Annotated in this window: 11 protein-coding genes; 6 read left to right on the top strand and 5 right to left on the bottom strand. The window is 70.3% G+C overall.

Features of this window, described 5'->3' with window-relative positions:
- Positions 1–30 precede the first annotated feature (30 nt).
- Entirely contained in the window at positions 31–1,512 is a 1,482-nt protein-coding gene (locus ACFFGE_RS11405) for an ArnT family glycosyltransferase (RefSeq protein WP_376836523.1), read from the bottom strand.
- Between the two features lies 1 nt (position 1,513).
- On the bottom strand, positions 1,514–2,296 hold the full coding sequence (locus tag ACFFGE_RS11400; RefSeq protein WP_376836522.1) for a phosphatase PAP2 family protein: 783 nt from the start codon (positions 2,294–2,296) through the stop codon (positions 1,514–1,516).
- A gap of 257 nt (positions 2,297–2,553) precedes the next feature.
- Between ACFFGE_RS11400 and typA the strand changes: the two genes are divergently transcribed.
- The 3 genes from typA (at position 2,554) to ACFFGE_RS11385 (ending at position 5,688) form a co-directional block, all read left to right on the top strand.
- Positions 2,554–4,386 (top strand): translational GTPase TypA, encoded by a 1,833-nt coding sequence (gene typA / locus ACFFGE_RS11395; protein ID WP_376836521.1) that lies wholly within the window; start codon positions 2,554–2,556, stop codon positions 4,384–4,386.
- Positions 4,387–4,457: 71 nt separating this feature from the next.
- Entirely contained in the window at positions 4,458–5,075 is a 618-nt protein-coding gene (locus ACFFGE_RS11390; protein WP_376836520.1) for a hypothetical protein, read from the top strand.
- Positions 5,068–5,688, top strand: coding sequence for a squalene/phytoene synthase family protein (locus ACFFGE_RS11385; protein WP_376836519.1), 621 nt, complete (start codon positions 5,068–5,070; stop codon positions 5,686–5,688). Before ACFFGE_RS11390 ends, ACFFGE_RS11385 begins: the two co-directional genes overlap by 8 nt.
- Here the strand turns inward: ACFFGE_RS11385 and ACFFGE_RS11380 are convergent.
- Positions 5,685–6,287 carry a DUF1353 domain-containing protein gene (locus ACFFGE_RS11380; RefSeq protein WP_376836518.1) on the bottom strand — a complete coding sequence of 201 codons (603 nt, stop codon included), beginning with the start codon at positions 6,285–6,287 and terminating at the stop codon, positions 5,685–5,687. The two genes, ACFFGE_RS11385 and ACFFGE_RS11380, sit on opposite strands and share 4 nt — an antisense overlap.
- 7 nt (positions 6,288–6,294) lie before the next feature.
- On the bottom strand, positions 6,295–7,695 hold the full coding sequence (trmFO, locus tag ACFFGE_RS11375; protein ID WP_376836517.1) for a methylenetetrahydrofolate--tRNA-(uracil(54)-C(5))-methyltransferase (FADH(2)-oxidizing) TrmFO: 1,401 nt from the start codon (positions 7,693–7,695) through the stop codon (positions 6,295–6,297).
- Between the two features lie 107 nt (positions 7,696–7,802).
- On the opposite strand from trmFO, the gene ACFFGE_RS11370 reads away from it, so the two are divergent.
- Genes ACFFGE_RS11370 through ACFFGE_RS11360 form a run of 3 tightly spaced genes read left to right on the top strand, consistent with a single transcriptional unit; the run spans position 7,803 to position 10,447 of the window.
- A complete protein-coding gene (locus ACFFGE_RS11370) occupies positions 7,803–8,627 on the top strand; it encodes a hypothetical protein (protein ID WP_376836516.1) in 825 nt (274 codons plus the stop codon).
- Positions 8,624–9,547: a hypothetical protein gene (locus ACFFGE_RS11365; protein ID WP_376836515.1), complete on the top strand. Its 924-nt coding sequence runs from the start codon at positions 8,624–8,626 to the stop codon at positions 9,545–9,547. Before ACFFGE_RS11370 ends, ACFFGE_RS11365 begins: the two co-directional genes overlap by 4 nt.
- A 21-nt stretch (positions 9,548–9,568) precedes the next feature.
- Complete coding sequence (locus tag ACFFGE_RS11360; protein WP_376836514.1) at positions 9,569–10,447, top strand: hypothetical protein; 879 nt, start codon at positions 9,569–9,571, stop codon at positions 10,445–10,447.
- A gap of 61 nt (positions 10,448–10,508) precedes the next feature.
- On the opposite strand, the gene ACFFGE_RS11355 is transcribed toward ACFFGE_RS11360, so the two are convergent.
- Positions 10,509–12,683, bottom strand: coding sequence for a 3-hydroxyacyl-CoA dehydrogenase NAD-binding domain-containing protein (locus tag ACFFGE_RS11355; protein ID WP_376836513.1), 2,175 nt, complete (start codon positions 12,681–12,683; stop codon positions 10,509–10,511).
- Positions 12,684–12,811: the final 128 nt, after the last annotated feature.

Raw genomic sequence — 12,811 nt, 5'->3', positions numbered from 1 at the left:
GGTTAGCGCGCCGCGGAGACGGGGGAAAGGTCAGCCGCCGGGACAGGGCGAGGGCGGCCGGATCCGACCGGCCGGTCCCTCTAGGCGGAACAGCTGAAAGCGCCGCGTCGCGCCGGCGCCCGCGAACACGTCGACCGGTCCGAGCCCGGCGACCCGCGCCCAGCCCTGGAACCGGGCGGGATCGTCGCACGTCGACACCGCAAGCACCGGCCCGCCGGTCAGCGGGCGGCTCATCTCGAAGTGATCGCGAGGCGCCGCGCCGGGCGCCGACGGCCAGGCGCGGACCTCCAGCGACCGGTCGCGGCCGTAGTAGATCAGCGCGGCGACTTCGCTACGTCGATCGGCGACGACGGCGGACAGCCCCTCGGCCTCGGCGCGGTCGGCGACGGCGTCTGCGAACTCGGCCCAGCCGACCGTCCGGCCGTAGACCGGCTCGCCCGCGATGGTCAGGCTCCGGGCCCGGGGATCCGCGAGCAGCAACAGGGCCTGGATCAACAGGCCGAAGGCCAGCCCGCCTACGAGCCAGCCTCGGCCGAAGCGCATCGGGAGCAGGACGGTGGGCGCGAGGACGAAGGCCGCGATCAGAGCCGGCGCGGCCCAGTTGGCGTTGACCTCCGTGACCAGCGCCATCGCCGTCAGGGCCAGCCATAGCGGGACGGACAGGGCGAGGAGCGGCCGCGTCGCCGTAAGGGCAGGGCTCCTGGCGGCCTGCCAAGTCGCCAAAAGAACGGCCCCGAAGACCACCGGTCCCGCCAACCCGAACTGGGCGGCGAGGAACGCGAGCGCGCCACCCGGATCGATCGCGAGGCCGGATCCCGCCGCGTTGTCCGCCGTGTGACGCAGGGTGGCGAAGTCGTGCCGGGCGTTCCAGACCAGGTTCGGCGCGATCAGCAGGGCGCCGAGCGCGAGCCCTGGCCAGACCCTGACGCCTGTGAGGGCGCGGCGTCCGGCTGGATCGATCACCGCCGCCACGACCAGGCCGCCGAGCAGATAGATCATGGCGTACTTGGACAGCAGGCCCAGTCCGAAGGCGATCGCCAGGAGCGCCGTCCAGCCCCACCCGCCGCCCGCCCTCAGCCGCACCCAGGCGAGCACCGCGAGCGCCCAGAAAAACAGCAGGGGGGCGTCCGTGGAGATGATCCGCGAGGCGTAGGCGACGCCGGGGGCGAGCAGGGCGCACAGGCCGGCCCAGACGGCGACCCTGACGTCGAACAGCGTCCGGGCGATCGCGGCGACGACCAGGCTGGTGAGGCCCCACAGGATCGGCGACGGGGCCCGGACGCACGCCTCGGACGTTCCGCAGATCGTCTGCGCCCCCGCGATCAGCCAGGCCAGCAGGGGCGGCTTGGAATAGTAGCCCCAGGCCGGGCTCTGGGCCCAGGCCCAGTATTGGGCCTCGTCGACATAGAGGTCCGTGGCGTTGACGGTCAGCGCCCACAGGCGAACGAGGGTCAAGGCGGCGACGGCGGCGGCCAGAAGAGCCCAGACGCACGCCTCCGGCCCGCGCCTCATGTCACGCGGTCTGGGACGCCGGGGTCGGACGGGCCGGACGCGAGCGCCGACGCCTGGCCCGTCGGCGGGCCGCGGCGGCGGTGGGGGCGAGCATCACCTGGGCCAGCAGCGACAGGATCAGCGCCGTGACGGCCCAGGACAGCACGATGTCCGAGAGGAAATGGCCGCCGAACGCCAGTCGGTTGAGCGACAGGGCCACGGCGTAGACGACGGCGCTCCAGATCACCCCCATGCGCCATCGAGCGGGGGCCAGAACGACGGCCGCCGCGACCATCCAGGCCGCGGACGAGGCCTCGCCGGACACGAACGAGCAGTTCCGTTCGCACCAGCCGGTGATCTCCCAGACCGGCACATAGGGGGCCTCGCCTCCGAACACGTCCACGGCGTTGGGGCGGGGCCGGCCCCAGCCGTCCTTCAGCACGGTGTTCACGACCAGTCCCGGCCCGATGGCCAGCCCGGCGAGCAGGAACCAGCAGCGGCGCGCGGCTCCCAGCGCGGCCCAGTCGCGGCGGACCGCGTGGCTGATCAGCGTGGCGAGCACTCCCAGCAGGATCAGCCCCAGCACCCAGCTGGAGCTCTTGCGAAGCGCCTTGAGCAGGGGCGACTGCGCGAGGTCGAAGCCGGCGGGCGACCAGAACAGGCCGCTGGCCCACAGATCGATCTGCGGCGCCGTGAGAAACAGTATGGAGAACCCGAGAACCGCCGCCGCGGCGGCGCCGCTCGGTCGCGCGAGCCAACGCGTTCGGGGCCGACCAATCCAGCCCTGGATCCCGACATCAGCCATCGTCCCCTCCGACGCATCCCCGACGCCGGGATGCCAGAGTCCTTTGGCGCGGCCGTGATGGATCGATCACCGCCGCACGTCGAAGCCTTGCAGGATCGGCGACGGTCGTTCCGCGCGCGGAGAAGGTGTCGGACGGCTGGCCTTTTCGCCGTTCCGCCTGTATGAGGCGCGCGCCTTCAAAGACCCTCCCTCCCCCTCAGACAGAAAACGCGCCCGCGCCCGCCGCCCACTTCCGGCGGGGCCCGCCAGAGTTTGTGATGAACCTTCGAAACATCGCCATCATCGCCCACGTCGATCACGGCAAGACCACCCTGGTGGACCAGCTGCTGGCCCAGTCGGGCGTGTTCCGCGCCAATGAGGCGACCACCGAGCGCGCCATGGACTCCAACGATCAGGAGCGCGAGCGCGGCATCACCATCCTGGCGAAGGCCACCTCGGTGCTGTGGAACGGCAAGGCGGGCGAGACGCGCATCAACATCATCGACACGCCGGGCCACGCCGACTTCGGCGGCGAGGTCGAGCGCATCCTGGGCATGGTGGACGGCTGCGTCATCCTGGTGGACGCCGAAGAGGGCGTCATGCCCCAGACCAAGTTCGTGCTGACCAAGGCCCTGAAGATGGGCCTGCGTCCGATCCTGTGCATCAACAAGGTCGACCGCCCCCACGCCGACCCGGACCGGGTGCACCTGGAGACCATCGAGCTGTTCGAGGCCATCGGGGCAACGCCCGAGCAGCTGGACTTCCCGCACATCTACGCGTCCGGCCGCAACGGCTGGGCGACGCTGGACATGAGCCAGCCGTCCGACACCCTGGCCCCGCTGTTCGACCTGATCGTCGACCACGTGCCCCCGCCCGCTGTGGCCGCGAACGTCGACAAGCCGTTCCGCATGCTGAACGTTCTGATCGAGAGCGACCCCTTCCTGGGCCGTCTGCTGACCGGCCGTATCGAGAGCGGCAAGGCGGTTCCCGGCATGCCCATCAAGGCGCTGTCGCGTGACGGCAAGCAGATCGAGCAGGGCCGCATCACCAAGGTGCTGGCCTTCCGCGGCCTGAAGCGCCAGCCGCTGGACGAGGGCTCCGAGGCCGGCGACATCGTCGCCATCGCGGGCATGTCCAAGGCCACCGTGGCCGATACCCTGTGCGCGCTCGAGGTGACCGAGGCGCTGGACGCCCAGCCGATCGATCCGCCGACCATCTCCATGACCGTGGGCGTCAACGACAGCCCCCTGGCCGGTCGCGAGGGCGACAAGGTGCAGAGCCGCGTGATCCGCGACCGCCTGCTGAAGGAGGCCGAGGCCAACGTCGCCATCCGCGTCACCGAGACACCGGGCTCGGACGCCTATGAGGTCGCCGGGCGCGGCGAACTGCAGCTGGGCGTGCTGGTCGAGAACATGCGCCGCGAGGGCTTCGAACTGTCGATCAGCCGCCCGCGCGTGGTCTATCAGACCGGCGAGAACGGCGAGCGGCTGGAGCCGATCGAGGACGTCGTCATCGACGTGGACGACGAGTTCACCGGCGTGGTCATCGAGAAGCTGTCGACCCGCAAGGCCGAGCTGAAGGACATGGGCCCGTCCGGCGCCGGCAAGACCCGCATCCAGCTGGCCTGCCCGTCCCGCGCCCTGATCGGCTACCAGGGCGAGTTCCTGACCGACACCCGCGGCTCCGGCGTGCTGAACCGCGTGTTCAGCCACTATGAGCCGCACAAGGGCCCGATCGACGGCCGGCCGAAGGGGGTGCTGGTCTCCAACTCCGACGGTGAGACCGCGGCCTATGCGCTGTGGAACCTGGAGGAGCGCGGCGTCATGTTCGTCGGCGCCGGCGAGAAGACCTACCAGGGCATGATCATCGGCGAGAACAGCCGCTCCGACGACCTGGACGTCAATCCGATCAAGGGCAAGCAGCTGACGAACGTGCGCGCCTCGGGCAAGGACGAGGCCGTGCGCCTGACCCCGCCCAAGCGCATGAGCCTGGAGCAGGCCATCGCCTACATCGAGAGCGACGAGCTGGTCGAGGTGACGCCCAAGTCAATCCGGCTGCGCAAGCAGGTGCTGAACCCGTCCTTCCGCAAGAAGCGCATGAAGGAGGACTGAGGCGCCTCCGGCGCTTCTCCATCGCCACGAACGGCGTTACACGCGTCGCATCACGTCACGGGAGGGGCGACATGGCCGGACTGCTTTCGAACTTCAGGAACACCCTGATCCTCAGCCTGCTGCTGGCGGGGGTGATGATCTTCGCCTTCGGCTCGGTCTACGGCGGCTACGACGGCCAGTTCTGGCAGGCGGTGTTCCGCTGGACGCACGTCGTCTTCGGCATCCTGTGGATCGGGCTGCTCTACTACTTCAACTTCGTGCAGATCCGGGTGATGCCGAACATCCCCGGCGACCTGAAGCCGGCGGTGTCGAAGTATATCGCGCCCGAGGCCCTGTTCTGGTTCCGCTGGTCGGCGCTGGCGACCCTCGTGGCCGGTCTGGCGCTGATGGGGGCGCGCGGCCACGCCTATGCGGCCGAGACGCTGAGCTTCGGCTTCGCCGCGGGCTATGGTCCCGAGGATCGCGGCTTCACCCTTCTGGGCGTCGGCGTCTGGCTGGCGATCGTCATGTTCCTGAACGTCTGGGGCGTCATCTGGCCGAACCAGAAGCGCGCGCTGGGCATCGTGCAGGTGGACGACGAGAAGAAGGCAAAGGCCGCGCGCGTCGCCATGCTCGGCAGCCGGACCAACCTGCTCCTCAGCCTGCCGATGCTGACGTCCATGGCGATGTACCAGACCCTTTTTGGCTGATCTCGATGCACAGGTCCGCGCGGCCGATCCGGACCGCTGGCTGTCCAGCCGTCTGGTCGCCGACGCGGATCTGCGCGCGGACCTGATCGCGCTCTACGCCTTCGAGGCGGAGCTGGCGGCGATCCCGACCAAGGTCTCGCAGCCGCTGCTGGCGGAGATGCGCTTCACCTGGTGGGCCGAGCAGATGGACGGGGTGTTCGTGGGCGACCCCCGCAAGGGCCACCCCGTGCTGGAGGCGCTGTCCGGCGCCGTTGTTCGGGGCGGGCTGGTTCGGGCCGCCTTCGACGCCCTGATCGAGGCGCATGTGGACCGCGCGCACGGGCGGCCGCACGATCTGGAGGCGCTGTTCGTCGGTCCGGCGGTGGAGGCTGCGCGCCTGCTGGGAGCCGCCGAGCCGACAGCGGCCGCGTCGGCCGGCCGGCTATGGGGACTGATCCAGACTGGCCGTCTCGACGAGGCGCGGGCGCTGCGCCCCGAGGCCAACCGCGCCCTGCGGCGATTGCCGACCCAGGCCTTCCCCGCCGTGGCCCATGCCGCCCTGCTAGACCGGGAGGCGCCCGAGCCGGTCAAGCGGCTGCGGCTGGTGTGGTCGTCCCTGAGGGGACGGGTCTAGCCGCAGTTCACCGGCCGCTGGGCCTTCAACGCCGCCAGCACGTCCGGATCGCCGTCGCCGAAGAAGGCCTCGCGCGGGGCCGGCGGCGGCAGGAGGGCGCCGGTGCGCCAGTCCATGAAGGAGCGCGGCCACATCTCGGCCGCCCGCGCGTAGCCGCCCTCGCCGAAACTGCGCACCGCCGCGTGCATGATGTTGCGTCGGGCGAGGTCCACCCCCAGCGTGTCCAGGGCCTCGCGGAACACGTCGTCGGCTTGGCCGCGCCGTCCGGGCTCGCCGACCGAGTACAGCCAGTCGTGCACGACCGCCGCGATGGCGTGGCGGCCGAACGGCGGGATCAGCCAGCGACCGACCCGCGGGATCGAGGCGAAGTCCGTGACGTAGGAGGCCGGCACCCAGATGGTCCGCCCGGACGCCTCGTGGCGGTAGCCGAAGGGCTGCATCACCACCACCGTGGTGCGCCCGTCGCGTTCCCTATCGACGCCGTGGTTGACGGCGCAGACCAGCGGCAGCTCCGCGCCCTGAACGCCGTCGGCGTCGGGGCCGGTCCCCAGGACCTCGACCTGGGCTCCGTCCGCTTTGGTCGGGCTGCAGAACGACATGCCGCCCCTAAGCCGCGACCGTCGGGGAGGTTCCGCCACGCCAGGCGTCCAGCGCCTCGAGCGCGCGCAGGCTCATCAGCCGCTTCTTGGCCCGACCGCGATCCTTGGGCGGAATGCGCCGGCCCTCCGCGTCGACGCGCGGGGCTTCGAGCGGGGGGAGGAGGCCGTAGTTGACGTTCATGGGCTGGAACTTGGCGCCGTCCAGGTGCCCGCCGGTGATGTGCTCGATGAGGGCGCCCAGCGCGGTCTCCGGCGGCGGCGCCTCGATGGGCGCGCCCAGCCGCTCGGCGGCGGCGAGGCGGCCGGCGACCAGGCCCATGGCCGCGCTCTCGACATAGCCCTCCACTCCCGTCACCTGGCCGGCGAAGCGCAGGCGCGGCATGGCCTTCAGCCTCAACTGGCGGTCCAGCAGTCTGGGGCTGTTCAGGAAGGTGTTGCGGTGCAGGCCCCCCAGCCGCGCGAACTGCGCGTTCTGGAGGCCCGGGATCATGCGGAAGACCTCGGCCTGGGCGCCGTGCTTCAGCTTGGTCTGGAAGCCCACCATGTTGAACAGGGTGCCGAGCGCATTGTCCTGACGCAGCTGGACGATGGCGTGGGGCTTGACCGTAGGGTCTCGGGGGTTGGTCAGGCCGATGGGCTTCATCGGGCCGTGGCGCAGGGTCTCGCGGCCGCGCTCGGCCATCACCTCGATGGGCAGGCAGCCGTCGAAATAGGGGACGTTCTCCCACTCCTTGAACTCGGCCTTGGGGCCGGACAGGAGGGCGTCGATGAAGGCGTCGTAGGTCGCCTTGTCCATGGGGCAGTTGACGTAGGCGGCGGCGTCGCCGCCCGGGCCTTCCTTGTCGTAGCGCGACTGGCGCCAGGCGATGTCGAAGTCGATGGAGTCGGCATGCACGATCGGGGCGATGGCGTCGAAGAAGCTGAGGCTCTCCTCGCCGGTCAGGCTCAGGATGGCGTCGGCCAGGGCGGGCGAGGTCAGGGGGCCGGTGGCGACGATGACGCTGTCCCAGTCGGCGGGCGGCAGGCCCGCGATCTCCTCGCGCACGACGGTGACGTGGGGGTGGGCGTGCAGGCGCTCGGTCACGGCGTTGGAGAAGCCGTCGCGGTCGACCGCCAGCGCGCCGCCGGCGGGCACCTGATGGGCGTCGCCGCAGGCCATGATGACGGAGTCCAGCCGCCGCATCTCGGCGTGCAACAGGCCGACGGCGTTGTACTCCCAGTCGTCCGAGCGGAAGGAATTGGAGCAGACCAGCTCGGCGAGACCGTCCGTGTGGTGCGCGTCGGTCCGCACGCCCGGCCGGCGCATCTCGTGCAGGATCACGGGCACGCCGGCCTGGGCGATCTGCCAGGCGGCCTCTGAACCGGCGAGACCGCCGCCGATGACATGGATGGGGGAGGGAGAGCTCATCGCGGCTTTCTAGTCACGTCGCGCGACCGCGTCACCGTCTGGGCCCTCGGCCGCACTGGTCGCCACGCGCCCGGCGGGTTAAGGGTTGCGCCGGATCGGGAGGGGGCATGACCCGACGAAAGGCCAGTGGGCGCGCCGACGGGCGGCGCCTGAGCGTGGGCGCGGCGCTCTCGGCGGCCGCGGCGGCGATGCCGCGCATGTATCGCGAGGCCTGGGGCGCGATCGCCTTCGCCCTGGTCGCAGGCCTGCTGGCCGCGCTGGCGCCGCTGCCGGCGTCGGCCGCCTGGGTGGCCGTGCTCTTCCAGGCCCTGGCGGCGCTGATCGCCTGGGGCGCGCTGGCCCGCGTGGGATTGACGTCCAGCCTCGCGGAGGCCCGGGCCATGGGGCTGGGTCCGGCGGGGCTCCAGCTCGGCGGCGGCGAGGGCCGGATTCTCGCGGCGGCGCTCCTCAACGCGGTGTTCCTCGCCATTCTGCTGACGGTGGTGGGACTGACGCTGCTGGGCGTCGCCGGCGCTTCGGATCTCGATGCGGACGCCATCGCCGCACGGGATTGGTCGCGGGCGGGACCGCCGCTGCAGCTGGCCCTGATCGGGGCGGTGGCCTTCATCGCCCTGGCCATTCCGCTGCTTTTCGCCGTCCGGCTGTCGCTGTTCGCCCAGGCCAGCCTCGGGCGCCGCCGGGTCATCTCACTGAACACCCTGGGCATCGCCGAGGGCAGCTTCTGGCCCCTTCTGTTCCTGTTGCTGATCGCCGGCCTGCCCAAGATCATCGTGGCGATCCTTTCCGCCCAGGGGGTCTTGACCGGGGCGGGGGCGCAGGTCGCCTGGGTCCTGGTGCTCGCCCTCGTCCAGGCCCCGTTCGCCGCGGGCGCCCTGGGGTCCGCCTACCGCCAGCTCGAATACTGGTCGCCCGACACTGAGGTCACGCCATGACACGCCGCCGCCATTTCGACTTCGGTCGCGCCATCGAGGCGCCCTTCCTGCTGATGAAGCGGCCGCTGGTGCTGTTCGGGTGGGGCCTGGTGATGACGGCGCCGTTCCTGCTGCTCGCGCCCTTCGCGGCCCAGTTGTTCAGTCTGTCGCCGACCGACGCCGTTCAGGCCGTGACCGCGGAGCCGGCGGGAGAGGACTGGATCGCCTTCCAGATCGCCAACAACGCCGCCAGCGGCCTGCAGCTGCTGTTGGGGCTGCTGGTCTCCGCCTGGGCGACGAAGGCGACCCTGGATCGTCGCGCCTCGGGCTTCGGCCTCGGCATGGACGAGGTGCGCTACATCGTCGTGCTGATCGGTCTCTTCATCGGTCTGATCGTGCTGCTCTTCGCCCTGATCCTGCTCGGCCTGGGCGTCGGCGCGGCGGCCTGGTCGTTCGGCGAGGCGGCGCGCGCCTGGACCATCGGACTCTATGTGGTCGTGGCGGTGGTGGCGGTCATCTGGCTCGCGCTGCGGACCAGCCTGATGGCGCCGATGAGCATGATCACCGGCGAGTTCGCCGTCGCCGCCGGATGGCGGGCTGCGGGCGGCAACATCTGGGCGCTGCTGGGTCTGACGATCATCATCGCCATCCTGGCCCTGGTGGTCACGCTGTTCGCCTATGCGCTGATCTTCGGGATCGGCGCGGCCATCTTCTTCGGCATGGGCGGCCGGATCGATTTCCAGGCGCTCGAGCTCCAGGACATGACCGCGAACTGGACGCCGCTGCTGGTCGCCGGCGGCGTCATCGCCCTGCCGCTCATCGGATTGATGGGGCTGATGCAGGCCTTCGGGGTCGCGCCCTTCGCGTCGGCCGCGGCCGATCTGTCGCCGAGGCCCGAGACGCCTGACGCGTCCGCGCGCGTTCAGCTAGACTCCCTCTGAACCCGACCCCGAGAGGACGCCATGACCTTCTCCGCCACCGACGCCGCCTTCGAGGGCTTTCGTCTGACCCGCCGCAAGCCGCTCGCGGTGCTGCTCTGGGGTCTCGTCTACGTTCTGATGATCCTCGCGGTCTTCGGCCTGATCGGCGGGCCGATCATCTCGTTTTTCGCCGAGATGCAGCGCCTTCAGGGCGCGGCCGAGCCCTCCATGGAGGCGTTGCAGGCGCTTCTGCCGATCTACGGCGCCTTCGCCGCCGTCCTGCCGGTGGTGTTCGTGTTCAGCGCCGTCCTCAACGCCGCCGTCACGCGCGCCGTCGTCCGGCCCAAGGAGTCGGCGTTCGGGTACCTGAGGCTCGGCATGGACGAGGTGCGGGTTCTCGGCGTCTCGCTGGTCCTGGGGATCGTCTTCGGTTTCGTCAGCCTGGTCGGCTGGTCGATCGTCGGCTTCGTCGCCGGCATGGCGGCGGTGACGGAGCAGGGCCTGCTCGTGCTGGCGGCCGTCCTGCTGGGCCTGGCCATGGTGGCGGGGCTCATCTGGCTGGCGGTGCGCTTCAGCCTGGCGATCCCCATCGTGGTGGCCGAGCGGCGCTTCGCCGTCTTCGACTCCTTCGCCATGACCAAGGGCCGCTTCTGGCCGCTGCTGGGCATGGCGATCATCGCCTTCGTCCTGGCGACGATCGTCGGCTTGCTGGGCGGCATCGTCTTCCTGCCGGTGACGCTCATGACCGGCGGCATGGAGCAGCTCGCGCAGTTCGAGGGCGCGCCGCTGCAGGAGGTGATCACCGCCGCCGCCCCCGCCCTGATCGCCTATGCTGTGGTCAACGGCGTCCTGTCGGCGCTGCAGCTGGCGATCATGTACGCCCCCTTCTCGGCCGCCTATCGCGACATCAAGGCGGGCTGAACGCACAGGGGCCGCGGCGATCGCTCGCCGCGGCCCCTGCCGTGATCCAGGCTGACCGGCGTCAGGCCGCCTGCTTCTGGCCGGCGAACTTGCCGTAGAAGGTCTCGCCCTTCGCCGCCATGTCGCGCAGCAGCTGGGGCGGGCTGAACCGGTCGCCGTACTTGGCCGCATAGGCGTCCGCCTGTTCGACGAAGGCCTTCAGCCCGTACTGGTCGATGTAGGTGATCGGGCCGCCGGTCCAGGGCGCGAAGCCCCAGGCCAGGATGGCGCCGACGTCGGCCTCGCGCGGATCGTCGATCACGCCCTCTTCCCAGCAGCGGGCGACCTCGACCACCTGACGGAAGATCAGGCGGCGCTTCTGGTCCTCGACCAGCTCGGGGGTCGAGTCGTTGATGGTCACCGGCGCCAGGTCCGACAGGCCGGACCAGAGCTTCTTCGGCTTCTGATCGTAGTCGTAGAAGCCCTTGCCGTTCTTTCGGCCATAGCGCCCCAGGTCCTCGACCATGGTCTGGACGATCTTCCAGCCGGGCAGGGGGACGTAGGCGTCGCCGAGGTCTTCCTTGGTCTGCTTGGCGATCTTCACGCTGAGATCCAGCGCAACGTCGTCGTGCATCTCCAGCGGGCCGCGCGGCATGCCGGTCATGCGGCCGATGTTGTCGATCAAGGCCGGGGCATAGCCCTCCTCCAGCATGGCCAGACCTTCGGCGACGTAGGTGCCGAAGCAGCGCGAGGTGTAGAAGCCGCGGCCGTCCTGGACGACGATCGGGGTCTTCTTGATCTTCATGACGTAGTCCAGCGCCTTGGCGAGCGCCGCCTGACCCGTCTTCGCGCCCAAGATGATCTCGACCAGCATCATCTTGTCGACCGGCGAGAAGAAGTGAATGCCGATGAAGTCCTCCGGCCGGACCGAGGCCTCGGCCAAGCCCGTGATCGGAAGGGTCGAGGTGTTGGATCCGAACACGGCCCCGGGCGTCAGCTGGGCCTCGGCGCGCCTGGTCACATCGGCCTTGATCTCGCGATTCTCGAACACCGCCTCGATCACCAGGTCAGAGCCCTTGATGTGGTCGTAGTCGGTGGTGGGGATCACCGAGGCGAGCAGCGCGTCGAACGTCGCCTGGTCGATCTGGCCGCGCGACAGCCGCTTCTTCAGCAGCTCCTCGACATGGGCCTTGCCCTTGTCCGCGCTTTCCTGGTCGCGGTCGATCAGGATCGTTTCGATGCCCGCGAGCGCGTTCACATAGGCGATACCCGCGCCCATCATGCCGGCGCCGAGCACCGTGACCTTCTTGGGGTCCGACTGGGGCACGTCCTTGGGACGAACCGCGCCCTTGTCCAGCTCCTGCTTGGACAGGAACAGGGACCGGATCATGCCCTGGGCCTGGGGCGTCATCAGGGTCTTGATGAAGTAGCGGGTCTCGATGCGGAGCGCGGCGTCCATCGGCACCTGAACGCCCTCATAGACCGCCTTCATCAGGTTCAGCACGGCCGGATAGTTGCCGTAGGACTGCTTCCTCAGCATGGCGTTGCCGACCAGGAAGTTCTGGATGCCGGCCGGGTGATAGGGGCCGCCGCCGGGCAGTTTATAGCTCTTGTCGTCCCACGGCTGCTGGGCCTTGCCGCCGCCCTTGATCCAGGCCTTGGCGGCCTCGACCTCGGTCCCGGCAGGGACGACCTCATGCACGATGCCCGCGCCCTTGGCGTCGTTGGGGCGGAAGGACTTGCCCTCGCTCATGGCCATCATCGCGGCCTGGACGCCGACCAGGCGCGTCAGGCGCTGGGTGCCGCCGCCGCCGGGGAACAGGCCGACCTTGATCTCGGGCAGGCCCAGCTGGATCTTCGGGCTGTCGCCGACCACGCGGTAATGACAGGCCAGGGTGAGCTCGAGCCCGCCGCCCAAGGCGAGGCCGTTGATCGCCGCCGCCACCGGCTTGCCGCAGGTTTCGAGCGCGCGCAGCGCCCCGTTCAGCCGCCAGCCCGCGTCGAAGGCGTCCTGCAGGGAGCCGCCCGTCAGCATGCCGGCGGCCATGTCGCCCAGGTCCGCGCCGGCGCAGAAGCCCGACGTCTTGCCCGAGGTCAGGACCGCGCCCTTGATGGCGTCGTCGGACTTGATGCGTTCGACCACCTGCGGAATCTCGGCCATCACGCCCGAGGTCAGGGTGTTCATCGACCGGCCCGGCACGTCGAAGGTGACCAGGGCGATTCCGTCGGCGTCGACGTCGATCTTGAAGTTTTCCATCTTGCTTCTCCAATCCTCCCCCATCGGGGGAGGGGGACCGCGAAGCGGTGGAGGGGGTCCACCGCAGACGCCGGCGTTCGGGGCCGGCCCCCTCAGTCAGCTTCGCTGACAGCTCGCCCAACGGGGGA

The organism is Brevundimonas balnearis (assembly GCF_042434805.1).
GTDB lineage: Bacteria > Pseudomonadota > Alphaproteobacteria > Caulobacterales > Caulobacteraceae > Brevundimonas > Brevundimonas balnearis.
Note: the sequence above shows the minus strand (reverse complement) of the source record. Positions and strands in the feature narration are given on the sequence as shown.

Coding starts and splice junctions, on each gene's coding strand:
- ACFFGE_RS11405 (WP_376836523.1), bottom strand. CDS start 1,512: ATGAGGCGCGGGCCGGAGGCGTGCGTCTGGGCTCTTCTGGCCGCCGCC.
- ACFFGE_RS11400 (WP_376836522.1), bottom strand. CDS start 2,296: ATGGCTGATGTCGGGATCCAGGGCTGGATTGGTCGGCCCCGAACGCGT.
- typA (WP_376836521.1), top strand. CDS start 2,554: ATGAACCTTCGAAACATCGCCATCATCGCCCACGTCGATCACGGCAAG.
- ACFFGE_RS11390 (WP_376836520.1), top strand. CDS start 4,458: ATGGCCGGACTGCTTTCGAACTTCAGGAACACCCTGATCCTCAGCCTG.
- ACFFGE_RS11380 (WP_376836518.1), bottom strand. CDS start 6,287: ATGTCGTTCTGCAGCCCGACCAAAGCGGACGGAGCCCAGGTCGAGGTC.
- trmFO (WP_376836517.1), bottom strand. CDS start 7,695: ATGAGCTCTCCCTCCCCCATCCATGTCATCGGCGGCGGTCTCGCCGGT.
- ACFFGE_RS11370 (WP_376836516.1), top strand. CDS start 7,803: ATGACCCGACGAAAGGCCAGTGGGCGCGCCGACGGGCGGCGCCTGAGC.
- ACFFGE_RS11365 (WP_376836515.1), top strand. CDS start 8,624: ATGACACGCCGCCGCCATTTCGACTTCGGTCGCGCCATCGAGGCGCCC.
- ACFFGE_RS11360 (WP_376836514.1), top strand. CDS start 9,569: ATGACCTTCTCCGCCACCGACGCCGCCTTCGAGGGCTTTCGTCTGACC.
- ACFFGE_RS11355 (WP_376836513.1), bottom strand. CDS start 12,683: ATGGAAAACTTCAAGATCGACGTCGACGCCGACGGAATCGCCCTGGTC.